The sequence below is a fragment of the Puribacter membranae genome, assembly GCF_055380425.1.
Window position 1 is genome coordinate 2029279 of sequence record NZ_AP040167.1, and the last position, 23749, is coordinate 2053027.

General features: G+C 50.5%; 26 protein-coding genes and 1 other RNA gene. 16 read left to right on the top strand and 11 right to left on the bottom strand.

Features of this window, described 5'->3' with window-relative positions:
• Positions 1–685: 685 nt before the first annotated feature.
• Positions 686–3859 carry an Rne/Rng family ribonuclease gene (locus ACZ41M_RS09750; RefSeq protein ID WP_464731348.1) on the top strand — a complete coding sequence of 1058 codons (3174 nt, stop codon included), beginning with the start codon at positions 686–688 and terminating at the stop codon, positions 3857–3859.
• A 190-nt stretch (positions 3860–4049) separates the two neighbouring features.
• Entirely contained in the window at positions 4050–4445 is a 396-nt protein-coding gene (locus ACZ41M_RS09755; RefSeq protein ID WP_464731347.1) for a DUF3597 domain-containing protein, read from the top strand.
• A gap of 124 nt (positions 4446–4569) precedes the next feature.
• On the opposite strand, the gene ACZ41M_RS09760 is transcribed toward ACZ41M_RS09755, so the two are convergent.
• Entirely contained in the window at positions 4570–4764 is a 195-nt protein-coding gene (locus tag ACZ41M_RS09760; RefSeq protein WP_464731346.1) for a hypothetical protein, read from the bottom strand.
• A gap of 66 nt (positions 4765–4830) precedes the next feature.
• Positions 4831–5991 carry a CHASE3 domain-containing protein gene (locus ACZ41M_RS09765; protein WP_464731345.1) on the bottom strand — a complete coding sequence of 387 codons (1161 nt, stop codon included), beginning with the start codon at positions 5989–5991 and terminating at the stop codon, positions 4831–4833.
• A 179-nt stretch (positions 5992–6170) separates the two neighbouring features.
• On the opposite strand from ACZ41M_RS09765, the gene ACZ41M_RS09770 reads away from it, so the two are divergent.
• The 7 genes from ACZ41M_RS09770 (at position 6171) to ACZ41M_RS09800 (ending at position 10957) form a co-directional block, all read left to right on the top strand.
• On the top strand, positions 6171–6329 hold the full coding sequence (locus ACZ41M_RS09770; protein WP_464731344.1) for a DUF1328 family protein: 159 nt from the start codon (positions 6171–6173) through the stop codon (positions 6327–6329).
• Positions 6330–6409: 80 nt separating this feature from the next.
• Positions 6410–6838 carry a hypothetical protein gene (locus ACZ41M_RS09775; protein WP_464731343.1) on the top strand — a complete coding sequence of 143 codons (429 nt, stop codon included), beginning with the start codon at positions 6410–6412 and terminating at the stop codon, positions 6836–6838.
• Between the two features lie 116 nt (positions 6839–6954).
• Complete coding sequence (locus tag ACZ41M_RS09780; RefSeq protein ID WP_464731342.1) at positions 6955–7332, top strand: hypothetical protein; 378 nt, start codon at positions 6955–6957, stop codon at positions 7330–7332.
• 33 nt (positions 7333–7365) lie between these two features.
• A complete protein-coding gene (locus ACZ41M_RS09785) occupies positions 7366–8025 on the top strand; it encodes a response regulator (RefSeq protein WP_464731341.1) in 660 nt (219 codons plus the stop codon).
• Positions 8026–8156: 131 nt separating this feature from the next.
• Positions 8157–8546 (top strand): response regulator, encoded by a 390-nt coding sequence (locus ACZ41M_RS09790; RefSeq protein WP_464731340.1) that lies wholly within the window; start codon positions 8157–8159, stop codon positions 8544–8546.
• 168 nt (positions 8547–8714) lie between these two features.
• The gene (locus ACZ41M_RS09795; RefSeq protein WP_464731339.1) at positions 8715–10130 is read left to right on the top strand and encodes an AI-2E family transporter; all 1416 of its coding nucleotides are present in this window, start codon (positions 8715–8717) and stop codon (positions 10128–10130) included.
• Complete coding sequence (locus ACZ41M_RS09800; RefSeq protein WP_464731338.1) at positions 10058–10957, top strand: radical SAM protein; 900 nt, start codon at positions 10058–10060, stop codon at positions 10955–10957. The genes ACZ41M_RS09795 and ACZ41M_RS09800 overlap by 73 nt, the downstream gene beginning before the upstream one ends.
• Before the next feature lie 517 nt (positions 10958–11474).
• Here the strand turns inward: ACZ41M_RS09800 and ACZ41M_RS09805 are convergent.
• The 8 genes from ACZ41M_RS09805 to ssrA form a co-directional block, all read right to left on the bottom strand.
• Entirely contained in the window at positions 11475–12119 is a 645-nt protein-coding gene (locus ACZ41M_RS09805) for a hypothetical protein (protein WP_464731337.1), read from the bottom strand.
• 233 nt (positions 12120–12352) lie between these two features.
• Entirely contained in the window at positions 12353–12556 is a 204-nt protein-coding gene (locus ACZ41M_RS09810) for a hypothetical protein (protein ID WP_464731336.1), read from the bottom strand.
• A 113-nt stretch (positions 12557–12669) separates the two neighbouring features.
• Positions 12670–13437 (bottom strand): plasmid recombination protein, encoded by a 768-nt coding sequence (locus tag ACZ41M_RS09815; protein WP_464731335.1) that lies wholly within the window; start codon positions 13435–13437, stop codon positions 12670–12672.
• 3 nt (positions 13438–13440) lie between these two features.
• The gene (locus ACZ41M_RS09820) at positions 13441–13734 is read right to left on the bottom strand and encodes a helix-turn-helix domain-containing protein (protein WP_464731334.1); all 294 of its coding nucleotides are present in this window, start codon (positions 13732–13734) and stop codon (positions 13441–13443) included.
• 2 nt (positions 13735–13736) lie between these two features.
• Complete coding sequence (locus ACZ41M_RS09825; protein ID WP_464731333.1) at positions 13737–14000, bottom strand: helix-turn-helix transcriptional regulator; 264 nt, start codon at positions 13998–14000, stop codon at positions 13737–13739.
• Positions 14001–14127: 127 nt separating this feature from the next.
• Entirely contained in the window at positions 14128–15009 is an 882-nt protein-coding gene (locus tag ACZ41M_RS09830; RefSeq protein ID WP_464731332.1) for a hypothetical protein, read from the bottom strand.
• Positions 15010–15285: 276 nt separating this feature from the next.
• Complete coding sequence (locus tag ACZ41M_RS09835) at positions 15286–16500, bottom strand: tyrosine-type recombinase/integrase (protein ID WP_464731331.1); 1215 nt, start codon at positions 16498–16500, stop codon at positions 15286–15288.
• Positions 16501–16679: 179 nt separating this feature from the next.
• Positions 16680–17029, bottom strand: a transfer-messenger RNA (tmRNA) gene (gene ssrA / locus ACZ41M_RS09840).
• Between the two features lie 140 nt (positions 17030–17169).
• Here ssrA and ACZ41M_RS09845 point away from each other — a divergent pair.
• Both ACZ41M_RS09845 and ACZ41M_RS09850 read left to right on the top strand, forming a co-directional pair.
• Positions 17170–18114, top strand: coding sequence for an SDR family oxidoreductase (locus ACZ41M_RS09845; protein ID WP_464731330.1), 945 nt, complete (start codon positions 17170–17172; stop codon positions 18112–18114).
• Positions 18104–18835, top strand: a complete 732-nt coding sequence (locus ACZ41M_RS09850; protein WP_464731329.1) for a hypothetical protein — start codon at positions 18104–18106, stop codon at positions 18833–18835. The genes ACZ41M_RS09845 and ACZ41M_RS09850 overlap by 11 nt, the downstream gene beginning before the upstream one ends.
• Before the next feature lie 92 nt (positions 18836–18927).
• Here ACZ41M_RS09850 and mscL read toward each other — a convergent pair whose 3' ends face one another.
• On the bottom strand, positions 18928–19341 hold the full coding sequence (mscL, locus tag ACZ41M_RS09855) for a large conductance mechanosensitive channel protein MscL (RefSeq protein WP_464731328.1): 414 nt from the start codon (positions 19339–19341) through the stop codon (positions 18928–18930).
• 320 nt (positions 19342–19661) lie between these two features.
• On the opposite strand from mscL, the gene petA reads away from it, so the two are divergent.
• The 5 genes from petA (at position 19662) to ACZ41M_RS09880 (ending at position 23727) form a co-directional block, all read left to right on the top strand.
• Complete coding sequence (gene petA, locus ACZ41M_RS09860; RefSeq protein ID WP_464731327.1) at positions 19662–20285, top strand: ubiquinol-cytochrome c reductase iron-sulfur subunit; 624 nt, start codon at positions 19662–19664, stop codon at positions 20283–20285.
• A gap of 2 nt (positions 20286–20287) precedes the next feature.
• Positions 20288–21697 carry a cytochrome b gene (locus ACZ41M_RS09865; RefSeq protein WP_464731326.1) on the top strand — a complete coding sequence of 470 codons (1410 nt, stop codon included), beginning with the start codon at positions 20288–20290 and terminating at the stop codon, positions 21695–21697.
• A gap of 18 nt (positions 21698–21715) precedes the next feature.
• A complete protein-coding gene (locus ACZ41M_RS09870) occupies positions 21716–22489 on the top strand; it encodes a cytochrome c1 (protein WP_464731325.1) in 774 nt (257 codons plus the stop codon).
• A gap of 161 nt (positions 22490–22650) precedes the next feature.
• Positions 22651–23253 (top strand): glutathione S-transferase N-terminal domain-containing protein, encoded by a 603-nt coding sequence (locus tag ACZ41M_RS09875; protein ID WP_464731324.1) that lies wholly within the window; start codon positions 22651–22653, stop codon positions 23251–23253.
• 15 nt (positions 23254–23268) lie between these two features.
• Entirely contained in the window at positions 23269–23727 is a 459-nt protein-coding gene (locus ACZ41M_RS09880) for a ClpXP protease specificity-enhancing factor (RefSeq protein ID WP_464731323.1), read from the top strand.
• The last annotated feature ends 22 nt before the right edge of the window (positions 23728–23749 follow it).

The following is a 23749-nucleotide window of genomic DNA, read 5'->3' on the forward strand; positions in this document are numbered from 1 at the left end:
CGCTATTGTAACGGGTTTAACCGATTTTTCCTTGATGTTTGATGCGATTCGGGTCTACGAAACAGTTTGTTTTGTATGATTTTCACGCATTGACGTAAAAAACGGATGTCTAAAGCAGTGGTCTGCCACGTACTTATCGGGTATGCGGGGGCGGCTGTGGACGCAAACACAGATAAGTGTGTTTCAACGGAAGAAAGATTTGATAATTCAAGCCGGCGGCACTGCGGTTGCATATGGTAATCAGGCCTGATAATGAATGCTTGATGGAAGCTGAATTGAATGCTTAGGGGCTTTTGAATAACAACAAAATGTTCTGCCCGAAGCGAATCAGCCATCGGTAGTGCTCGACTTGAACATAAGGTGAAACCGGCCATTTGATCGGCTCAAAAGATCGATCGCGTGGTTGGATGATTGTATTGACGGTATTTATTCGGTAAGCAAGTGCTGACAAATAATCGGTTGGGTACGACGCAGGAGCGTTGGCAATGACTGGTTTTTGTACAGCGACTGCGTCATTTGCTCGGCTCATTGCTTGGGCATTCATCATCTTCAAGCAATTGAATGATGTCTTTCTCTCTCCGTGTGTACGCGCTGTGTCGCGTTCAAGGCATGACGAACGCCCCGTCGGGTGGGCGGATGACGGTGCTTGTGCATTTTTTGCGCATGCCGCACGGAGTTTGAAACAATGAAACGTATGTTATTTAATGCCACGCACGCAGAAGAGTTGCGCGTGGCGATTGTAGATGGGCAAAAGCTCATTGATATTGATATTGAGTCCTCAGGGCGCGAACAGCGCAAAGGCAATATTTACAAAGGCGTGGTGACGCGCGTCGAACCGTCTTTGGAGGCGTGTTTTGTCAATTATGGTGAGGAGCGTCACGGCTTTTTACCGTTTAAAGAAATCGAACGCAGCTTGTTCAAAGAGGGTGTTGAAGCACGCTCGGCGCGCATTCAGGACGTGATTTTTGAAGGTCAAGAGCTGATCGTTCAGGTGGAAAAAGAGGAGCGTGGTAACAAAGGCGCGGCTTTGACCACCTTTATCTCGCTGGCCGGTCGTTATTTGGTATTGATGCCAAACAACCCGCGTGGTGGTGGCGTATCGCGCCGCATCGAGGGCGAAGATCGCCAAGAGTTGCGCGAGGCCATGAGCCAATTGGATATTCCACAAGGCATGAGCATTATCGCGCGCACGGCGGGCATTGGTCGCTCGGCTGAGGAATTGCAATGGGACATGAATTACTTGTTGCAATTGTGGCAGGCCATTGACGGCGCAGCACAGCCCGATACCAACGCACAGGGCGCGCGCACCAATCCGGCGCCATTCCTGATTTACCTCGAATCCTCATTGGTGATTCGCGCGATTCGTGACTATTTCCAACCGGATATCGGCGAAATCCTGATTGATACGCAAGATATTTTTGAACAAGCGCAATCGTTCATGAGCGTGGTCATGCCGCACAACGCGCACCGCGTGAAACGCTACACCGACGACATTCCGCTGTATTCGCGCTTCCAAATCGAGCACCAAATCGAAACCGCCTATGCGCGTACCGTACCGCTGCCATCCGGCGGCGCCATCGTGATTGACCACACCGAAGCCTTGGTTTCCGTGGACGTCAACAGCGCGCGTGCGACGCGCGGCTCCGACATCGAAGACACCGCGTTCAAAACCAATCTGGAAGCCGCCGAAGAGGTCGCGCGCCAATTGCGTCTGCGCGACTTGGGTGGCTTGGTCGTGATTGACTTCATCGACATGGAGTCATCCAAAAATCAAAAAGAAGTCGAAACCCGCCTGAAAGAAGCGCTGCGCTACGATCGTGCGCGCGTGCAAATGGGCAAAATTTCGCGCTTCGGCCTGATGGAATTGTCGCGTCAACGCCTGCGTCCATCGCTGTCCGAAGGCTCGCACATCACCTGCCCGCGCTGTAACGGCACCGGCGTGATTCGCGACATCGAATCCTCCGCCTTACACGTGCTGCGCATTGTGCAAGAAGAGGCGATGAAAGACCACACCGCTGCGATCAACGTCCAAGTACCGATTGACGTTGCGACCTTCCTGTTGAACGAAAAACGCGCGGAAATTCATTTGCTCGAACACCGCACGAAAACCAACATCATCCTGATTCCGAATAAATACCTCGAAACGCCGCATTACAAACTCGACCGCATGCGTCACGATGACGAGCGTCTCGAATTGGTACAAGCCAGCTACGCGCAGGTAGAAAAACCGGAAGAAGACGAAACCTACGCCAAACGCGAGCAGCAAACCGCCGAGCGCCAAGAAGCCGTGGTCAAAGGCATCACGCCGAGCGCACCCGCACCGGCGCCGGTAGAAGAAACCCGCGTGAAAGCAGTGGAAGTGGTGCCGACTCTAAGTCTGTGGGGACGAATTAAACGCCTGTTCGGCATTGCGCCGGAAGTCGCGCCAGAGCCAGAACCGACCCAAAACCGTCGCCGCAATACCCGTGGCAACGCGTCGGGCAATCGCAACCAGAATGACAATCGCCGTTCGGGTGATCGCAACCGCAACAATCGCAATAACCGCGACAGTCGCGATGAGTCACGCGGCGCTAAAAACGACGACAAAACCGATAAAACGGTGAAAACCGACGGTGACAAAACCGCCAAGAACGAAACGCGCGGCGAACGTACGCCACGCAACGAGCGCAATGACCGTAGAACACCGCGCAATGAACGCACCGAGCGCGTGAACAAAGCAGCGGATGATGCGGTGGCGAAAAAAGCCGAAGACACCCGTGTTGACCGTACCGATCGTAGCGATCGTGTAGAAGATGGCGATAAAGCCGGCAATGAATCACGTAATGAATCACGCAACAATCGCCGCCGTCGCGACCGCAATCGCAACCGCAACACCGAGGCGGGTGAACAAGTTGCAGTCGGTTCTGTCGTATCGGTGAGCGAAGTGACTGAAGTGGCGCAGCAAACCGCCGTGGTCGCTACGCCAACCGCACAAGCCATCGCATCAACAGCGCTGGTAGCCAGTGAAACACGGACTGCTGTGGAGCACGCCGACGTCAGCGTTCAAAGCGAAGCAAGTGATGTTACCCATGCAGCGCAAGCCGATCAAACGAATGGTCAACGTGAACCACGTGAGCGCCGTTTGCGCACCGGACGTGATCGCCGTGACCGCCGTGATCGTCGCGAACCGAAGGGCAATGAGGCGCAAACCAACGGACAAGAGGCGCACAATGGCAGTGCAGCGGCATTACCGGTCATGTCTGCAGCAGCGGGTACGATTTCTGAGCTAATGCGTGAGGATGCGGGTGCAACGCAAACCCACGCAGACTACGATCAGACGCCGCTGGTGATTCAAGTGGCCGCACCGGTTGCACCAGCAGCACCAATTGTGCCAGTGGTATCTGAGGTGGCAGTGCCAAGTCAGACACCGACGCAAATCGTTGCACAAGCCGTGGAAGTAATGGCCGAATCAGCGACCAGCAATGTGACGGAAATGCCTGTGGTGAGCCATGCGAGCGCAGAAACGGTTGAGGTTGTCGAAACATCCGAGACCCCAATGATCGAATCGGTGGAGACAGAAGTGGCTGCGGTGTCTGTGGTTGAAGAAGTCGCTCCGGCAGTAACCGAAACGATTCAGGCTGCGACGCAAGAGTCAGCAGCGGTTTCAGAATTAACGCCGGTCGAAACACCAGTGGAATCGGTGGATTTGGACGCCTTGCTCAGTCAAGCGGGCTTGCAAATGGTACAAACCGATGCGTCGGCGGTACAGTATGTGGCCGAACCGGTTGCGCCGGTGCGTCAGCACCCGCCACGTGAGCGTAAACCACGCGTGGTGGTGGAGGAAGAGCCGTTGCAATTGGTGGAAACGCAAAACTCATAAAGCGAGCGTTTTCAGTTATTTAGCCAATGAATCGAACAAAATGCGCAGAGAAATCTGCGCATTTTGTTATGGCTCCTTGATGGTATAAGCGGTTATATCTTGCGTCACAAAAAATTCATGTCAAACACAGACAAAGCGAAAACCATTGCGGTACAATGACCTTCCTGTTACTTTTTATAAGGAGAATAACATGAGCATTTTCGGTACCATTATGTCCAAACTGGGTTTTGGTAAAAAAGAAGAAGCACCAGCAGTTCAAGAAGTTGCCGCCGCAGAAGTGGCTGCGCCGGTTGTGGATGCAGCACCTGTGTCTGTTGCGATCAGTGAAGTAGATGTTGTCGGTAAATTGAATGCCTTGGCTGCAAACAATTCGGAAAAACTGAACTGGCAAACGTCAATTGTTGACCTGATGAAATTATTGGGTATGGACAGCAGCTTGGCGCACCGCAAAGAATTGGCCACTGAATTGGGCTGCCCTGCCAATTTGATGGATGATTCTGCGAGCATGAACATGTGGTTGCACAAAACTGTTTTGCAACAGTTGGCAGCCAACGGTGGCAATATCCCTGCGAGCTTGTTGGGCTAATCGTCACTTGACCGTACACGCTGCTGTTTAGACAGTGTCGCGCTAAAAAACCAACCCTCCGAAATGGAGGGTTGGTTTTTTTGTATCTGAGTTCTTGTGTCCCGTGTGTGTGGTGGCGCGTGAATCAGACTTGAGCCGCTCGTGGCTTGCTTGTTTCGGTGTTCAATGGCAGCAGAATTTGGGTGTGCATGCCTTGGTTGGGTTGGCTGGTGAGGTGGATTTGTCCGCCGGCGGCAAAAATTCGGTTTTTCATGCCGGTGATGCCGTGCGATTGCGGTTGGGTTTGGGTTAAATCCGTACCAATGCCGTCATCGAGCATATCGAGATTTTCAAGTGGTGCTCATCCACGGTAATGTCGAGCGTGAATTGGCGTGCCTGTGCATATTTACTCGCGTTGTTCAACGTTTCTTGTACGACGCGATAAACCACGAGTTGCAGGCCTTTGGCCAGCTCCGGCGGTTGCTCGGGCAGATTGAGGTTCAATTGCCATTGATTGCGCTGTGCGCTCTCTTGTGCCATGTTTTCCAGCGACATCCACAGGCCAAAGTTTTCGAGCATCGAGGGGTGCAAATCTTCGACCACTTGACGTTTGAATAAAATCGCGCGATCCAAGTAGGCTTGTGTGCGTTGTAATTTTTGCGCCACTTCGGGCTGGTCCGGCCTGCATTTTTTTGATGCTCCAGCCTAAATCCATGCGTATGGCGGTCAGAATCGAACCCAATTCGTCGTGTAAATCGCGTGCCAATTGCGCCCGACTGTCTTCGATTTTTGTTTGCGCGTCCAGTACCAGCGTTTGCATTTGTCGCAGGTTTTGCGCAAGTTGTATTTGGTAGTTTTCGTTCTCTTGTGTCAAGGCCTGTTTGGCATTGTCTTTTTCCCGAGCCGCTTTAATCAAGTCGTTCAGCGTGACCAATATCACTGCGGATAACACCAATATTGTTAATAAAATTGACCAGCGCGCCCATTTGATTTTCTCACTGCGCTGTGCGATCAGTCTGTTAAGTCGCTGCTCAATCAGGCTATATAGGCTTTGTACATTGGTGCGAATGTTGTTTTGCAATAGCTGACCTTGATTCATGTGCACCAAATCCAGCGCTTGGGCGCTGCGGCCGTTTTCGATGAGTTTGATGGTGATGTCCATTTCATTGATTTTGGCGCCGATGTCGTTATTGATTTGATGAAACAGCGCTTGTTCTTGCGGGTCGATATTGGCGGTATTGATGCGGGTCGAGAGCTGTTGAAGTTGGTTCAAAGCGGTGAATTTGCTGTCTGCGTAGAGTGGTAAATAGGCTTCATCCATGCTCAGTAAGTAGCCACGCTGCGCCGATTCGGTACGCTCGATTTGGGTTCTGATTTGGCTGACGCGGCTCATTTTGACATAGTCGGCCAGCGCTTTTTGATTTGAGTCGGTGATGTCGTTGAGCCATGAGTCGGTTATGAACATGGTGGCGATAATCATCAGCGTGGTCAGCAGCAGTGTGAACAGGACACGATTGCCTACTTGCTTTTTCAAATGTTGATATTTTTGAACGATGGCTAGATTCATGTTGTCGGTCTATTCCTACACGGTTTTCAGTCTGCGTCGCATAGTTAAAAATTTTGCGGGTGTTTAATATGGGAACCGTAGTAAGCAACAAGCTAAGGACAACTTGATCTCATATGCGGTGGTAGGGATTGAAACGTTCAACGAATCAACGGAATCAATTTAATTTTAAGGAGAATAGCATGCTGCATTATACAGTGGTATTTTTTATCATCGCGATCATCGCAGGTATTTTCGGTTTTGGTGGCATTGCTGCAGGCGCAGCCGGGATTGCGAAAATCTTGTTTGTGATTTTCTTGGTTTTGGCTTTGATCTCGCTGGTGCGCGGTCGGAAGTTATAAAGCGAAAAAACCAAGCTGTAGGCAATGGACTGCCTACACCAAACCATCATTATTCAATAACCCATTAAAGAGGATACGACATGTTTAATCAATCGAAAAAAGAAGAGCTGAAAGATAAAGTGATCGACGGTGTTGAGGCGGCAAAAGACAAAACCACTGATTTGGTCGATGATGCCAAGGATTTTGCCAATGATGCTGCGGATCAAGCAAAAAAAGCGGTCAATATTTCGGCGGATGAAGTCAAAGCCATGATTGCGCAATTGCAAAACCTGATCAGCGATAAGACAGATGATCTGGCTGACCACGATGCAAAAGATTTGAAAAAGGCGTTGAAAAAACACTATCGTCAACTCAAAAATGCGTCGCAGGAAACGGCGGGTAGCGCTTGGAAACAAGGGCACGCAGCATGCAGCAAAATGGTTGAGGAAAAACCGGTGACATCGATGTTGGCCGTGGCTGGTTTGGCTGCATTGTTTGGCTTCGTTTTGGCGAAGAAGTCCGATTACTAACCCGCTTGAGTGCGCCTGTTGATGCACAATGCGATCGACAGGCGTAGTCTTTTGTGAACGAGCCGAGGTCATTGACTATGTGGAAGACCGTTTTGAAATGGGCTGTGGCGTATACCATGGCAACTCAGGTCAAGCGCCTGATGGGGCAAAAAGTTGTGCCGCAGGTTGGCCATTATTTGTCCAATACCGGTGCGCATTTATCGCAGAACTTGGCACGTGACGGACGGCGCATCATCGGCTCCATCGTGGCAGTGGCTGTGGTGGCATTGGGCGTGGTGCTGGCGTCGATGGTCGGCATGATCGGTTTCATCCTCTGGGCGATGCATCAACCCCAGCGCGAATGGCTGTTTTTAGCGGCTTTTTTGTTGCCGATGGTCATCGCTGCGGGTGCTTTTGTGTATGTCAAAAGGCAGTGGAAAAACCGCACGCTGCTGGGCGATACCCGTTTACAATTACAGCAGCAGTGGCAGCTGTTCACCAGCAATTTTCAGTAAACATGATGAGGGTGCTGATGCCGATGAGGTTCAATGATTCACGCACTCGGGTTCAATATGAAAAAACAGATTTTGCTGGTGGATGATCATACGATTTTGCGACAAGCCATGCGCGGCTTGATCGAGGCCGAGTCGGATTTATGCGTCGGTGCCGAAGCAGGCTCGGGGCAAGAGGCGCTCAAATGGGTGCGACAAAAGCAGTTTGATGCGGTGGTATTGGACATATCGATGCCGGATAAAAACGGCATTGATACCGTGCGCGATCTGAAGCACATCGCGCCGGATTTGGCTGTGTTGATTTTGAGCGGCTATGCTGCCGATCAATATGCGCTCGGTTTGATTCGCTTGGGCTGCAAAGGCTATTTGTCCAAAGACGCCGATCCCGAGGAAATGGTTCGCGCGATTCGGCAGATCAGTCAGGGCAAACATTACTTTACGCCCGAAGTGGCCGAGCTGATGTCGCAGCAGTTGATCAAGCCGAATGAAAAGCCTTTGCATGAGGAGCTGTCGGAGCGCGAGTTTCAGGTGTTCATCAAATTGGCCTCAGGGCGCAGTGCGACCGAAATCGCCGATGAGTTGTTCATCAGTGTAAAAACCGTCAGTACCTACCGCAGTCGGATTTTGGAAAAAATGGGGTTCAAAACCAATGCGGATATGACCTACTACGCTATTAAAAACGGCTTGGTTGAGTGATGAAAAGCCAATTGCATGCGCTTGTAGGACAAACACCGATAGCGGCTGCGCCTCACTCATGTTAGTCTGTCTGCAAAAGAGTGAGTAGGCACGGCGGGGTGTGGCTGTGCACTGTGAGGTGGGAATATGACATGCGTTTGTTATTGATCGAAGATTCTGAGTTGTTACAAGAGCGGGTTTTGGAGTCGCTGGCTGAGCTGGCGCCGAATGTGCTGCCGCATACCGCGCAGACTCAAGACGACGCGATCCAATTGCTCAGACAGCATCAATATGATTTGGTCATTGCCGATATTGAGCTGGCTCAGGGTAATGGCTTGGATGTGATTCGTTACGCACGCACGCATTTACCCCCGAATCATTCGCCCGTGTTCGTGGTGTTGAGCAATCACACCTATTTTCATTACCGAAAAATCGCGCAGCAACTGGGCGTACAGCATTTTTTTGACAAATCCTTGCAATTTGATCAGGCCATTCAAGTCGTTGGACACATGGCGCAGCGGGTTGACAGCCAAATGAAATGAGTTGAATGACCCGATTGCGGTTGTATGGATTGATTCTTCATAAAATCATTGAATCATTGCAGTACCGTTGAAACGGTATTTAATCCCAGCGCACGCAGTACGCTTGATTAAATGGCGAGGCGGTCAACATCAAAAAATAAACTTCTCATCATAAAAAGAGCGACCTTCATGGATCATTCAAACACAGCAGCCGTCGTATCCGCACCGATACCTGACGAAACACCGAACAAAGAGCGAGGCATCCTGTTTTGGAGCCTGATTTTGTTCAACTTTGCGGTGGTCGTGGTTTTGCTCAAGTGGGCCGAATTGTTTTTTATTCCGCTGACCGTTGGGATTTTGCTGTCCTACACCTTGGGGCCGGTGGTTGATTTTTTCGTCGCGTGGCGCATGCCGCGGTGGCTCGCGGCCAATATTGCTGTGCTGGCGTTTGTCGCGCTCAACAGCGCGATTGGCTATGCGGTCTGGTGGCAGGCGATTAATTTAGCCGAATCGCTGCCGCAAACGGTTGAGCGCATTGGTACGGAACTACGAAACACCCAAAACGACGAAACCAGCGCCTTGAGCAAGCTCAATAAAGCAGCAGATGCTGTGAATCAAGTCATCGCCGATGATTTAAACAAAGCCTCGGAGCGCGCTGCTAACCCAAGCAGCGCTGTCGTTGCCGTACCGAGCAACGCGGGACAAGCCGCATCAGTGCCGGCAGCGCCTGCGAAAGCGCCAGCCGCCGCGACAGCAGCCCAAGCGACTGTACAGCCGGTCGCGCCACAGGTCAAGGAGGGGAGCTCCGGCGTATTCAGCGGTATTCTGCTCAACCGTTTGCTAAACACTTTCAGCGATTTAGGTACGGTTGCCTCGGTGTTGTTGCTCGCCTACTTTTTATTGGCAGCGGGCGACCAATTTCGACGTAAAACGGTCAGCATCATCGGTGATACCCTCAAGCAAAAACGCATCACCGTAGAAGTGCTCAATGAAATTCATCGCTCTGTACAAAAATACTTAGGCTCCATGTTTCTGACCAACCTGATTCTCGGGCTGATGACCTACGTGGTGTTGTTTTTGTTCGGTTTTGAAAATGCCCGCGTGTGGGGGCTGCTGGCCGGTATTCTGCACATCATTCCGTATTTGGGTACGCTTTTGACGGCGGCAGGTGTGTTCGTCACCGGATTGCAGCAATGGTCTGATTTATCCATGGCCGGCATGGCCGCAGGAACGGTATTTTTGGTGGCTTCGGTGGTTGGTACGTTTGCGCAAACTTGGATATTGGGCAAAATTGTCAATATCAACCATACCGCTCAATTTGTCGCGCTGCTGTTTTTTGGCTGGCTCTGGGGTGCGGTTGGGTTGCTGATCCATGCCATTGCTGGTGGTGATCAAGGTGATTGCCTCACGCATAGACGGTCTCGACGCAGTGGCGCATTTTTTAAAGGATTGAGTCAACGCGCAATAGGCTCGTTTGGCTTGAGCCGATGGGTGGAAACAGGCGATAATCCAACTTTTGCAACGAGTGTGTCATGTACCCAGAAGCCTTCCCCATTCACTACATCGAGCCGGTGTTTCGGCCGCCGAGCGAGGCGCGCTCGTTGATTCTACCCGTGACCAATGGTTGCTCGTGGAATCAATGTACGTTTTGCGAGATGTACACCGCGCCGCAGAAAAAATTTCGCCCACGCACGCAGGACGAAATCGAGAGCGACTTGCGCAATGTCGCTGCGCGTGGGGTACCGGTGCGCCGCATCTTTATGGCCGATGGCGATGCAATGGCGTTGTCCACGCGTCGGCTGATGGCCGTATTGAACGCCATTCACACGCATCTGCCGGATGTGCAGCGCGTCTCCGCCTACTGCCTGCCGCGCAATGTGCGTCATAAATCCGTTGAAGAGTTGAAAGAGTTGCGCAATGCGGGTCTGCGCATGGTGTACGTTGGCTGCGAGTCCGGTGACGACGAAGTGCTGCACCGTGTGAACAAAGGTGAAAGCTACGACTCCTCGCGTGACGCGCTGAATAAACTCGGAGCGGCGGAGATCACCCGATCCGTCATGATTTTGAACGGCTTGGGCGGTACCGAATTGAGCACGCAGCACGCGATCCACTCCGCGCAATTGATGAACGACACACAACCCGAATTTCTCTCTACGCTGGTGGTGTCATTCCCGATGGGCATGGCGCGATTCAAAGCCCATTTCCCGAATTACGAGCTGCCTGACACCACCGGTCTGATGCAAGAACTCGGACTGATGATTGCTCAACTCAATCTCAACGACACCGTTTTTCGTAGCGATCATGCGTCCAACTATCTGGTGCTCAAAGGTACGCTTGGACGGGATAAAGAACGCCTGCTGGCGCAAATTCACCAAGCCGTCGCACACCCCGAGCGCGCAAATTTACGCGCAGAATGGATGCGTGGTTTATGAGCAACGATTAGCAATGACCTGCAACGAGGCATAACAAAACGCCACTCAAATGAGTGGCGTTCGGTTCGATGGTGGAGGCGGCGGCAATCGAACCGATTGAATTTAATCAATTATTTCAAATGGTTACATTTGGCTTTATTTACGGTTATACATTTTCTTATACATTTTTTTGACTTCGCCCCTGCTTTATCCTTTCAATCCATGCTCTTTTATAGACGGGAAAAACGATTATTTCGAGTGTCAACAAAAGACAACAAAAATGCTTTCATAGGATTGTTTTCAAAGTAGCGGCTTCCCGAATTTCTTTACGGCTCTATGCGTGCGTTGTCGGTGGAAATCATCAAAACTTGCAAACAAAAGGGCGCGGTTTTACCCACGCCCCTATGCTCTCCAATGCCTCTATTTCAACCTATCCAGCATTTCCTTGTGCTCCCTCACCAGTGCATTGATCTCTTTAACCAAAGCCTTCACACGCGCCCCGTGCCCACCTTTGTACGCATTGCGTGCCGATATGGCTTTACCCTCTGGGGTTTTTGCGCCCGTGCTGTGCCGCCACGGTTGCCATTGCCTGATCTTCTCTGATTGCGCCTTGCGTCGCTCTGGTGTCCAGCCTTTGGCCTGTGGTTTCATTGTCTATCTCCAAAAGTTCGTTTGATTCAATCGGTATTTCCTGCGCGGGCGTGCGTGTGTGCGCGTACTGGGTAGAAAACTCCCCATTGTTGACCTGCTGGTGTCCATTACTGATATTTGCCTGTTTGGTAATCACGACTTGGCGCGGGTATTTGAGTTCTACCAAGGCCTGTATGGTTGAACGGCTTTGCGCTTGTGCCTTCATCGCCATGTTAAAAAACGCTTGATAGTGTTTTAACTGAGTTTGTTCAGCCGCCCTCAGTGCCATCTCTGCAAACATTCCTTGCAACATGAGGGCTTGACCTGTGAGCATGGCTTCTATGTCGCTCAAATCGCCACGGTTGACCTTGGCTATATCGGCCATGATTGCCTGCATGGTTTCCTTGAGGTCGGGTGCTTGGCCATTCCCTTTGTTGATTCGATTGTAGGTGTTGACCACCACCGCACCCAACACGGCTGGGTCTTTGATGCGCTCTGCTTTGGTTATATCAGGCGGTTTAATCGCCGCCTCTGTTTTTCGTTTACTTGCCATTGAGTGCCTTTCAATATGATTTTTTTCGGTTAGCGTTTCAGCTCTGGTAGGACGACGGTCTATGGGTTGAACGTGCTTGCATCGCTCATACCCCCCCGATAGGGTGATTCATGCCTCTGCGGTGATATTGCATGGGATTGTTTTTGAAATAGACTGTTTTTTATCCAAAAATTAGGGCGTGTTTGTGACGCACGCCCTTTGTTCATGCCGTTTTATCCGTTTATTTGTCGGAGTTACGGCGCAGTCATTAAATCAATGATGGTGTCGGTCAGTTTGCCATCGGTGTTACGCTGTAACAGTTCATGCGCCGCCGCATATTTCAGTTGCGCATTGCCCCGCATATTGCGACACAAACCCACCAGTTCAGAATCTGCAAACTGATTGATGTGTTGCTTGATCGCTTCTAATTGCACCTGCTCTATTGTCAAAGTTTTCATCGTCGTGATACTCCTAAAATCGGTAAAAATGAGTGTGTAAAAATAAAAGTGCTATACAGTACATAGCGTTTGTGTTTTTTTGGCTCAAAACGCTATATAGCACTTGTGGTTTTCTACGGTGGTTTTTCAATCCGTTGTGCGCTTCCTTTGCCCTTACTGGTCATAATCTGCACGAATGACTTTTCAGGTTTTTTCAGGTTGTTGATGGACACGCCCAAAACATCGGCGAAGGGTTGCGGGTCGCGTTTGATGCAGTCAAAGAACAATCCCCAAAGTTTTGAATGGGTCGCGGGGTCTTGGCACTGGTCGAGTTCGTGGCGCACGGCCTGAGCCAATTTTGCCCGCGCATTGCTACTCAATCGCCGCTCCATGCGTAAACCGTGCCGATTGCCCACCTGCTGCATAAAATCGCTGCGCAGTCGGTATATGTTCGCCACATCGCCCATAATCCGCCTGCCTTGTAATTTGCCCTCCAGCATCGGCAAAATCAGCGCGTGGGCGTGCGGGGCGGCCTCGTCGAGGTGAACATCAAAACTCAACAATTCGCCCTGTATCGCCCCATTAAGCCAAAGCAAACAATCGGCAAAGTAAGAACGGCTGTCGCGCTCATGCCATGACGTGTGCAAACTGAATATCACTTCAATGGCAATCACGGCGTTTTTACGGGGTTTAATGTCGTTTTCAGCTAAAACCACGTTCACACGTCTATAAATCGTCTGCGCGTCGTTTTGAGGCGTTAGGGCGTAGTTCAAAGGCGTGCGGCTCGGGTCAATGTGGCCTCGCTCGGGTAATTCACGCTTGTTATGACGCAGGGCGGGCAATAACCCGCCTCTGGCCATACTCACACTGCCCATGCGAAAAAATCCGCTATCGGCTGGCATAGGCTATACCTTGGGCTGGCGAATCAGCACATAGACACCGACGCGGTGCAGTTTGCCACAGTCGGTAGGGTGATCTTCCCAAAGGGTATCAATCTGCCAATTGCGGTAGCGCAGTTCCTTAATCCGTCCCGAAGGGTGCAGTACATCCAGTTTACTGCGCAGTTCCAAGGTGGTTGCACGCCCGTGTGCCGCTAAATAATCGGCTATGCGTTGCCTTTGGGCGTGGGCGTTGTTAGAATGGTTTGAAGTTTCGATATTTACGCCCTGCATGGTCAGGGCTTTCTTTTTGTCGCTCATGTTTACCCCCAGTTCGCCACGCGGTCGTTTTCCAAAGACTGAACCAGCGTTTTAATCTCTGCTTCATTTTTGCCCGCTATGCGTGCCGCCATGATCGCATTAACTTCGCTCTCCAGCCATCCGCTCATGCGTTCTCCAAGTTTAATCGGGCGCGGGAATAGCCCTTCGCTGATGTGGTAGTAAACAGTTGAATTGGGTAAGCCCGTTTGCGCCTTGATCTGCTTGATGCGCAGAATTTTGGGCGTGTCTTGGTTGCGTAGCATCATATTGCGCTCCATCGTTTGTGTTAGCCTGTATTGAACAGGGATGAGCGTATTTAATCGGGTATCTCGAAAACAAAAAACCACCGTGCTGTGCAGGGTGGTCATTGTGCTGTGCAGAGTGCGCACTCTGCTATGCAGGGTGTGTATTTTTTAGTTCCTTTTTCCATTCGGTACACCATTGCTCAATCTTTCTCGGATTGTCAAAATAGGGTAATCCGCTCTTTTTATCTGTGTGTGTATCACGCATAACTGAGGCGAATTTGGCGGCACTTCTATATTTGGCGTTACGTTCTTTTTCTGGCATTGCTTGCCATTCGAGATATTCTTCTTTGATCTCTTTTTTGGCTTGTTGTTTGGGGTCTTTGGAGCGTTTTACTATAGCGCCCGTTTTAGCATTATATTTTTTTAATATAGTGTTATCTATTTTCGCCATTGTTTCTCCATGGTACATAAAGGATTGGCACAAAAAATTTAGTGATTTATTATTTTCCTCTAATAGCGAAAATCGCAATACCAGCATAGAACACAATGAACATAATACGGCGGATTTTCTAATTTCTGGGTATTTATATAGATTTAACCACGCCCTTCCTTTATATATGCGTTCGCCCGCCACAAAGACTATTTTCGAGTGGAAATCATCAAAGCTACGATTTTCTACTTCTTTAATTCGAATTGCAAAAGTTGAAAACCATTCCGTTGATCGTAGCCAAGGTTCAACTATGTCATCATTATGCTCATAAATTTCCTCAAACGATTTACACATTAAGTCCTCGTAGAAATCGTTTAATAATTCGTGCAAAGAAAAAAAGACCTCTATCAGTCCATTTTTGTCGGTGCTGTCTTTAAATTGTTTTCGGCAAAAATCCTCGTATGTGCCACCTAATACAAATAATGCGCGATTCGCCACTGGATCATTAAAGCCTTTAATCCCCGCTTTTTTGTTTATTTCAATGAAAGTAATTCCATAAAGGCACTCTAACAGTTCTATTTTTTGTTCGGTATTTAACACTTGCGCTGTCCTCACGCCGTCCAAAGGCTTACCCAATGCCAACGGGTGGACTTCCCGCTTTTCCCGCCGTCGCGGTAGGCATTGAGGTAATCTATTTCAATCTATTTTAGATAACTGTTTGCTCAGGTTCAATGTGTATTTAGAACTCGATCAAACTGGAGTTTTGTCGCTGTTTACCTGAGTAAAAAGGTAAACATTTTTAAAACAGGTAATTTTTTTTACGCATGGGGTGAACGGCGGTCTATGGCTGGCGCACGCCCAAACTTTGACCCCGCCCTATGCCATGCGCGGCATTTTGATGACCTTGCCGCCTTCTTTGAGTTCGTCGAGGTAGTCGCTCCATACCTGCATCATGCGTTTGCGGTCGTCGAGGTATTTGGTGCGGTTGTATGACGTTCCCAGCGTGTCAGGCACGCGGTGGGCTAACTGGTGTTCAATGATTTCAGGCTGAACCCGTAAACGCTCTGCCAATATGGTGCGTGCCATCGCGCGTGCGCCATGTCCTGTGTACTCGGTTTGGGTGTTCCATCCGAGGCGGCGCAGGGCTTTGTTCACCGTGCCGTCACTCATGGGCGCGTTTTTGTTGATCGCAAACACATAGTCGCAATGCCCTGTTAGGGCGTGTAAATCGTTCAGTAGGGCGATTGCTTGCGTGGATAAGGGAACAATATGCGGTGTCTTGGTTTTGCTCACGGTGAACCGCCATTCGCCCGCCTCAAGGTCAAAATCTGCCCAGCGTGCGGTGCGTAGTTCGCTCGGGCGCACAAACCACATGACCGATAGTTTCAAAGCGCATTGCACGGGATAGGAGCCTGTGAAGTCGTCGAATGACTGCAATAGCCGCCGCACGTCTTTGGGTTCGGTCAGGCTGGCCATTTGCCCGCGTATGGGTTGCGGGATTGCGCCGCGTAGGTCGTAGGTCACATCGCGCAGGCATTTGCCCGTTTGCACGCCGTAGCGGAATATCTGCCCACAGTTGCCCATAGCGCGGTGCGCTGTTTCGAGTACGCCCCGATCTTTGATGCGACGAATCACGGTTAATACCTCGGGTGCGGTGATCTCGGCAATGTCTTTTTTGCCAATCCACGGGAAAACGTCTTTTTCCAGCCGTCGCATGATGCGCTCACCGTGTGAGGCTGTCCATGTGTCCTTGTACTCATTGAACCACTCACGCGCCACCAGTTCAAACGCATTGGGGTGAAAACCGTCGGGCGTGGCTTTATCGGCCTTGCGCTGTTCGCTCGGGTTAATGCCTTGTTTGATTAAATCCTTGAGGCGGTCGCGTTCAGTGCGGGCTTCTTTGAGGCTTACGTCTGGGTACACGCCCAAAGAGAGTAATTTCCATTGACCTTCAAACTGATAGCGAAAGCGCCACCGCTTTGATCCGTTTGGCTCAACGTACAGGAATAAACCGCCGCCGTCTTTCATGGTTTCGGTTTTGGTGGATGGTTTGGCGTTTTTGATCGCCGAATCGGTCAGTAGTTGGCGCATGGCTTGCCTCTGAAAAAATGTATAACTGTTTTGTTTGAAAATGCAGTTATACAGTATGTTATACATTTTCTGTATAACTGTCACTGTTTTCATTGGATGGCTTTAGACAAAGAAAAACCCCGTAAACGTTGAATTTACGGGGTTTGTTGGGTGTTATCGGTTGTCTCTGATAACTGTTTTGGTGGAGGCGGCGGGAATCGAACCCGCGTCCGCAAGCCCTCTACAGAGCGTTCTACATGTTTAGTTTAGCGGTTTAAATTTAATGCTGTTTGCACCCGTTAAACACGCACGCACAGCACGAGTCACCTTGGATTTAAACGTGGCTTAAGTAACCCAAACCACGTCGGTTCTTTGTGAGTGACGTTGATTATCCCAACCAAAGACAATCGGGGTCAACGGCTAGCCTTAAGCGGCTAAAGCGAAACGCTTGTTGTTTGCGTTTAAAGTTTTCTGTAGGATTTACGAGGTATACAGTCCTCGACATGCCCGCATCTGCTTTGCAACCCACGTCGAAAGCCAGGTCGCCCCCGGTTCGTGTGCGCGCCGTGTCGGTCAAATGATTACAATGACACGATGCGTTGTTTCAAGTCAGGCTTATATTTTAGCATAGTACGGTAAGATACGTTTTTATCATTGTTCATTGTTGTTGGATTGTTTGAAAGTGGTGTTGTGGAAAAATTGCTGATTGTCGGCTTGGGGGATGTGGCGCAGAGGGCGTTGCCAGAATTGTTGTCTCGCTATGAGGTAACGGTGCTGTCGCGTTCGGCTTACTCGGGAGATTGGGCGGCGTCGTTGAGGCATGTGGCGGCGAACTTGGATGAGTGGGCCTTGTCTGCGCAGCAGCAATCGGCTTTGGCGCAGTCTTTTGATGCGGTGCTGTATACCGTGCCACCGTTGCTGCGAGCCGATTCGGGCGCTGTTGATGTGCGTTTGCGTGCGTTGCTAAATTTTTGGCAGCAGCAGGGCGTCGCGCCGAAACGGGTGGTGTATGTGAGCACGACCGGCGTATACGGGGATTGTGGCGGTGATTGGTTGGATGAGACGCGCGCGGTCAATCCGCAGTCGGCTCGTGCGCAAGGACGCGTGGCGGCAGAGCATGCATGGCGTGATTTTTCGTATGCGACGGGTGCGCAGGTGACGGTGCTGCGTGCGCCAGGGATTTATGCGCTGGAGCGTTTGCCGTATGCCTCGGTATTGGCCGATTCGCCGGTGTTGTTGCCGCAGGAGGATAGTTTCAGTAATCACATTCATGCGAATGATTTGGCGCAGGCGTGTGTGTTTTTTCTTGATCAAATTGAGCAAAATGAAGTGTGTTTGCCGTTTGAAGTGTTTAATGTGTGTGATGACGAACCGCTGTTGATGGGCGAATGGATGGCGGCGCTGGCGCAGGTGTTGCAGCGTGTGCCGCCGGAACAAATTTCGCGGGCGCAGATGCAGACTCAGGTCTCGCCCATGCGCTGGAGCTTTATGCGCGAGTCTCGGCGTCTGCGCAATGCGAAGCTCAAATCTACGGGCTTTGTACTGCACCACCCGTCGGCGTTGGCGTTCTTGCACACACAGGTCGAGGCGATTCGGGCATTTGCGGCGCAAGCGGGAGATCATCATGAGGCATAGCCGCTCCCTGCGCTGGCTGGTGGTTATGGTTGTGGTTTTGGCGGTGCATGCGGCTATTTTTGCCGGTCTGATGCAGTGGCGCTCGGCTTCGTCCGTGCCTCAGACTAATGGCATTGAGGTGCAAGCCGAAACCTCATCGGCAGCGGTCGAACAGGGTGGCGAAGGCGCTAAAAACCCTGCTGCTGAGTCGGTTAATACGACCTCATCAGCCAAACCAACGCCTGCTGCGTCATCCCAAACGATGGCGAAAAATACGGATATTCACACCTCGCAGCAGGCAAACGCTCTCACAAATACCGCGTCCTCGGGCGTTCAGCCGCATTCACCTGCGGAAAATAACGGTGAACGGCAGGTTGGTGCGACCGCATCGGGCGAGAAGGTTGGCGCAAATATTAATGGAAATAGGGATGCGCCCAGCGGGCGTGTATCGGGTGGTTTATCCGCTGGTGGGGCGGGTGGTGGTTCGGCAACAGGTTCAGGCGCCGTGGATTGTGCAGCAACGGTGAAACCGCCGAATGCATCAGCGGCCGGATTGGATGTTTCGGTTTGGGTGGAGCGTTCGGCAGGCGGTGTGCGCTTTGTCGGCTTGGTCAATCAAGCGGGCGAAGGCAGTCGCTATCTGCGCGAAATTCGTGCTGCAGTGGCGGGCGTGCGATTTGTGGCGCATGATGCGCAATGCGTCGGAAAAAAAGTGAAGCTCAAAGTGCGCATTTCCTCATGAGCGCATCGGATATGGTTCAGTCAACGCAATAAAAAGCCACTGGTTGGATCCAGTGGCTTTTTTACGACAGATTGCAAGGAATGCGTCGCGGCTTATTTTTTCAGGCTGTCACGGATTTCGCGCAACAAAACCACGTCTTCGCTTGGTTCTGCAGGGGCTTCCTCTTTTTCCGCCACTACTTTGTTGGCCAATTTAACGATGATGAATACGCCCAATGCCAACAACAAGAAATTGATCAACACGGTAATGAAGTTGCCGTAGGCAAACACATTCACGCCCGCTTTGGTCAAGGCGTCGTATGTACGAGGCACACCGGCAGGAATGTCGCCAAAAACCACGAACAAATTGCTGAAGTCCACTTTGCCAAAAACGGCACCGACCAACGGCATGATCAAATCTTTCACCGCCGAATCAACGATTTTGCCAAATGCTGCGCCGATGATCACGCCGACCGCCAGGCTCAATACAGGCCCCTTCATCACAAACTCTTTAAACTCTTTCCACATAATACTTCCTCTCAAAAAATGACTTATAAATATAGCGACATCTGTCACCTTATTGTGGTTCACAGAATAGGTTCACAGAATAACCACGGGCGCGATTATATCTTTTTTCTCCATAATGTTGTGCGCAGGCCTCGGAAATTCACAATTTTCAGCAAGTTTCGTCATAAATGGGCTTTGAGTGTCGGCGAGTTTACGATACAATAATAGGGTTATTTGTGTAAAAATCATGGGCATGCAGTGTTCTTACGCTCAAAATTTAAACACAGCAATTCGAGTTTAGTGGTTTTATTTTAGTTAATCTTACGATATGGGGGTCGTTTATGAGCGATCAAAATCCAAAAGACCTACAGGACAAAGAACGTCGCAACCTTTTGGTAGCAACGGGCGGTGTAGGTGCTTTAGGGGCATGCGCTTTTGTTACGCCTATGGTGGCTAGTTTTGCGCCATCGGTTCGTGCGAAAGCCAGCGGGGGGCCGGTTGAAGTCGAAATCGGCGATTTGAAGCCGGGCGAGCAAAAAGTCGCCGAATGGCGCGGTAAGCCGGTATGGATATTGCGCCGCACCGAGGAGATGACCGCCAAGCTTCACGCCCATGACGGCGAATTGGCCGACCCTAATTCTGAAAAACCTTACAGCATGCCCTTGCCGGACTACTGCAACAACGAATTTCGTTGCCGCCCCGAGCATAAAGACGTCATGGTGATGGTTGGCGTCTGTACCCACTTGGGTTGCTCGCCAGACAGCAAGTTTAAAGAAGGCGGCGGTGGTTCTTTGCCGGAAGCTTGGCCGGGCGGGTATTTGTGCCCATGCCACGGCTCCACCTTCGATTTGGCCGGTCGCGTGTTTAAAAACAAACCGGCGCCGAACAATTTGGATGTACCGCGTTACATGTTTGTTTCTGATACCAAAATCATCATTGGTAAAGACGAGAAAGGCGAAGCATAATCATGGCAGATCACAATCAAACCACTGAAACGGGCGGCTTGATCGGTTGGATCGATCAGCGCTTCCCTTTGACCAAAATGTACAAGGAGCATATGTCTGAGTACTATGCGCCGAAGAACTTCAACTTCTGGTACATTTTTGGCGTTTTATCCATGGTCGTTCTGGCCATCCAAATCCTCACGGGTATTTTCTTGGTGATGAACTACAAACCCGATGCCTCGTTAAACTCGGCGGGTGTTCCGGTCGCGTTTGCCAGCGTTGAGTACATCATGCGCGAAGTCTCCGGTGGTAAATACTTGCGCTTTATGCACTCCACAGGCGCCTCGGCCTTCTTTATTGTGGTTTATTTGCATATGTTCCGTGGCTTGCTCTACGGTTCCTATCGTAAACCGCGCGAATTGGTGTGGATTTTCGGCTGTGCCATTTTCTTGGCCTTGATGGCTGAAGCCTTCATGGGCTATTTGTTGCCATGGGGACAAATGTCGTTCTGGGGCGCGCAAGTGATTGTGAACTTGTTCTCAGCGATTCCACTGATTGGCCCGGATCTGTCTTTGTTCATCCGTGGTGATTTCGTGGTCGGTGATGCCACCTTGAACCGCTTCTTCTCTTTGCACGTGATTGCCGTGCCATTGGTGTTGATCGGCTTGGTTGTGGCGCACGTGATTGCCCTGCACGAAGTTGGCTCGAATAATCCGGACGGCATTGAAATCAAAAAACTGAAAGACGCAAACGGCAAGCCGCTGGATGGTATCCCATTCCATCCGTACTATTCCGTACATGATTTCTTCGGTATTGCGGTGTTCTTTATCCTATTTTGTGCGGTGATGTTCTTCTGGCCGACATTTGGTGGTTACTTCCTTGAGTACAACAACTATCTGCCAGCCAACCCGTTGCAAACGCCGGCACATATTGCACCTGTATGGTATTTCACACCGTTCTACTCCATGTTGCGTGCGGTGACCAACCAAATGAAATACGTCTTCATCGCATTGATTTTGTTGGCCGGTTTGATGGCGTACCTGCGCGGTAATTTCTCGGCAAAAACCAAATTGGGCTTGTTGATCGGCTCCGTCTTGTTATCCGTTTTCATGTACTTCACCGAAGCGGCTTTCTGGGGCGTTGTGGTGATGGGTGGCGCGATTGTGATCTTGTTCTTCCTGCCTTGGCTGGATCGCTCGCCTGTGAAATCCATGCGTTATCGCCCAAGCTGGCATATGGGGTTGTTGATTTGCTTTGTGATTAACTTCATCATTCTGGGCTACTTGGGGATTCAAGCGCCAAGCACGATTGGTGAAAAAGTGGCGCAGTTGGGTACTTTGCTGTACTTCGGCTTCTTCTTGCTGATGCCTTGGTGGACGTCCGTAGGTGAGTTCAAACAGCCGCCGGAACGCGTCAATTTCAAACCCCACTGAGTCGATAGAGGATAGAAAATGAGATCACTTATTGTTAAATTAGTCTATTTATTGACTGCGTGTATGGCTGCGGCAACGCTGTACCTGATGTTTTTTGGGGCGGGGCATTCAACCACACCTGCCTTGAAAGATGCGAAGGTTAACTTGTCGGATAAAGCATCGTTGCAACGTGGTGCGGCGGCATATCGTGATTATTGCTTCTCATGTCACGGCCTGTCTGCGGTGCGTTACAACCAGTTAACCAAGATTGGTCTGTCTGAGGACAACATCAAGCAATATATGTTGACCACCACGACCAAGCCGGGCGACATGATGACCATTGGTATGACTGCTGCGGATGCGAAAAAATGGTTTGGCGTGACCCCGCCGGATTTGTCTTTGATTACCAGTGCCAAAGGTGAGGATTATGTTTTCTCCTACCTCAATGGTTTTTATAAAGACGAAACCCGTGTGACCGGCTGGAATAATCTGTACTTCCCGAATGTGGGTATGCCGCATGCGTTGTGGGAAGAGCAAGGTATTCGTGTTCCAACCTATGAAGACAAACCGGATCCGGCGGATCATACCAAAATGATTCCGACGATCACCGGTTTTGTCAAAGCCACTGCGGGCAAGAAGGATGAAGCGGAATATGAACAAATGACTCGCGATATCACCAATTTCTTGTACTGGGCAGCAGAGCCGGATCGTTCATCGCGTCATATGATCGGTTACTTTATGATGGCCTTGTTATTCGTTCTTGCATTCTTGGCGCGTAAACTTAGTAAGAATTACTGGAAAGACATCAAGTAATCAGTAATATTTACCAAAAAGGCAAGCATCGCTTGCCTTTTTTGTTTGGATTCGTCACACTAACACCTGCTTGAAACTTAGCTATGAACAATAGCGAGAGTTATTCAGAATTAAAAAAACCTAACGCTTCATTGATAATCGCTTAATAAAGGAAGAACGCCATGATGGTTCTCTATTCGGGTACAACCTGCCCGTTTTCACAACGTTGTCGCTTTGTCCTGTTTGAAAAAGGCATGGATTTTGAAATCCGTGATGTGGATTTGTTCCAAAAGCCGGAAGACATCATGATGATGAATCCCTACGGCCAACTGCCGATTTTGGTCGATCGTGATTTGATTTTGTACGAGTCTAATATCATCAATGAGTACATTGACGAGCGTTTCCCGCATCCGCAACTCATGCCGGCTGATCCGGTGATGCGCGCGCGCGTGCGTTTGATGCTGCTCACGTTTGAGCGCGAATTGTTCGTGCATGTGCAGACCTTGGAAACGCCAAGCAAAAGCGCCGAACACGATCATGCGCGCAAACAGATTGCCGATCAATTGACGCAGCTCGCGCCGGTATTTGCCAACAGCAAATACATGCTCGGGGATGAATTCACCATGCCTGACATCGCCATTGCGCCGCTGTTGTGGCGTTTGGAACACTACGGCATTCATTTGCCGAAAGCGGCTGCGCCGTTGTCCAAATACGCCGAGCGTTTGTTCTCGCGTCCTAAGTACATTGAAGCATTGACGCCATCTGAAAAAGTGATGCGTCGTTAATTACATCGTCTGCTTATGAATCCGAATCTGTCACAAACCCCGTATTTCATCCGCGCACTGTGGGAATGGTGCTCGGATGCGGGGCTGAGCCCGCAAATCGTGGTACATGTGGATGCGTCCACGCAAGTGCCGCACGGCTTCGTGGTCGATGGCCGCATCGTCTTGGACATCAGTGCTGAGGCGACCAATCAATTGGAGCTGGGCGACGAATGGATCACCTTTCAGGCGCGGTTCGGCACTAAAGTCGAAAACATCGCCATTCCGGTGGGTAACGTGATGGCGATTTTTGCCGAAGAAACCAACCAAGGCATGGCGTTTGATCTCGATTTGCACTCGGAATCCGCGCCTGGCGAGGAATCAGAGGCGGCTGAAAATGCGGAGTCGGAGGTTCTGTCGGTAGAGGATACAGCGTCAGAGATACCGTCGACTGCGTCGGATAAGCCAAAAGGCAGTCCGCTTAAAATTGTCAAATAAGCCAAGCATGGCAAACTTAGAT

Coding starts and splice junctions, on each gene's coding strand:
- ACZ41M_RS09750 (WP_464731348.1), top strand. CDS start 686: ATGAAACGTATGTTATTTAATGCCACGCACGCAGAAGAGTTGCGCGTG.
- ACZ41M_RS09755 (WP_464731347.1), top strand. CDS start 4,050: ATGAGCATTTTCGGTACCATTATGTCCAAACTGGGTTTTGGTAAAAAA.
- ACZ41M_RS09760 (WP_464731346.1), bottom strand. CDS start 4,764: ATGCTCGATGACGGCATTGGTACGGATTTAACCCAAACCCAACCGCAA.
- ACZ41M_RS09765 (WP_464731345.1), bottom strand. CDS start 5,991: ATGAATCTAGCCATCGTTCAAAAATATCAACATTTGAAAAAGCAAGTA.
- ACZ41M_RS09770 (WP_464731344.1), top strand. CDS start 6,171: ATGCTGCATTATACAGTGGTATTTTTTATCATCGCGATCATCGCAGGT.
- ACZ41M_RS09775 (WP_464731343.1), top strand. CDS start 6,410: ATGTTTAATCAATCGAAAAAAGAAGAGCTGAAAGATAAAGTGATCGAC.
- ACZ41M_RS09780 (WP_464731342.1), top strand. CDS start 6,955: ATGGCAACTCAGGTCAAGCGCCTGATGGGGCAAAAAGTTGTGCCGCAG.
- ACZ41M_RS09785 (WP_464731341.1), top strand. CDS start 7,366: ATGATTCACGCACTCGGGTTCAATATGAAAAAACAGATTTTGCTGGTG.
- ACZ41M_RS09790 (WP_464731340.1), top strand. CDS start 8,157: ATGCGTTTGTTATTGATCGAAGATTCTGAGTTGTTACAAGAGCGGGTT.
- ACZ41M_RS09795 (WP_464731339.1), top strand. CDS start 8,715: ATGGATCATTCAAACACAGCAGCCGTCGTATCCGCACCGATACCTGAC.
- ACZ41M_RS09800 (WP_464731338.1), top strand. CDS start 10,058: ATGTACCCAGAAGCCTTCCCCATTCACTACATCGAGCCGGTGTTTCGG.
- ACZ41M_RS09805 (WP_464731337.1), bottom strand. CDS start 12,119: ATGGCAAGTAAACGAAAAACAGAGGCGGCGATTAAACCGCCTGATATA.
- ACZ41M_RS09810 (WP_464731336.1), bottom strand. CDS start 12,556: ATGAAAACTTTGACAATAGAGCAGGTGCAATTAGAAGCGATCAAGCAA.
- ACZ41M_RS09815 (WP_464731335.1), bottom strand. CDS start 13,437: ATGCCAGCCGATAGCGGATTTTTTCGCATGGGCAGTGTGAGTATGGCC.
- ACZ41M_RS09820 (WP_464731334.1), bottom strand. CDS start 13,734: ATGAGCGACAAAAAGAAAGCCCTGACCATGCAGGGCGTAAATATCGAA.
- ACZ41M_RS09825 (WP_464731333.1), bottom strand. CDS start 14,000: ATGATGCTACGCAACCAAGACACGCCCAAAATTCTGCGCATCAAGCAG.
- ACZ41M_RS09835 (WP_464731331.1), bottom strand. CDS start 16,500: ATGCGCCAACTACTGACCGATTCGGCGATCAAAAACGCCAAACCATCC.
- ACZ41M_RS09850 (WP_464731329.1), top strand. CDS start 18,104: ATGAGGCATAGCCGCTCCCTGCGCTGGCTGGTGGTTATGGTTGTGGTT.
- mscL (WP_464731328.1), bottom strand. CDS start 19,341: ATGTGGAAAGAGTTTAAAGAGTTTGTGATGAAGGGGCCTGTATTGAGC.
- petA (WP_464731327.1), top strand. CDS start 19,662: ATGAGCGATCAAAATCCAAAAGACCTACAGGACAAAGAACGTCGCAAC.
- ACZ41M_RS09865 (WP_464731326.1), top strand. CDS start 20,288: ATGGCAGATCACAATCAAACCACTGAAACGGGCGGCTTGATCGGTTGG.
- ACZ41M_RS09870 (WP_464731325.1), top strand. CDS start 21,716: ATGAGATCACTTATTGTTAAATTAGTCTATTTATTGACTGCGTGTATG.
- ACZ41M_RS09875 (WP_464731324.1), top strand. CDS start 22,651: ATGATGGTTCTCTATTCGGGTACAACCTGCCCGTTTTCACAACGTTGT.
- ACZ41M_RS09880 (WP_464731323.1), top strand. CDS start 23,269: ATGAATCCGAATCTGTCACAAACCCCGTATTTCATCCGCGCACTGTGG.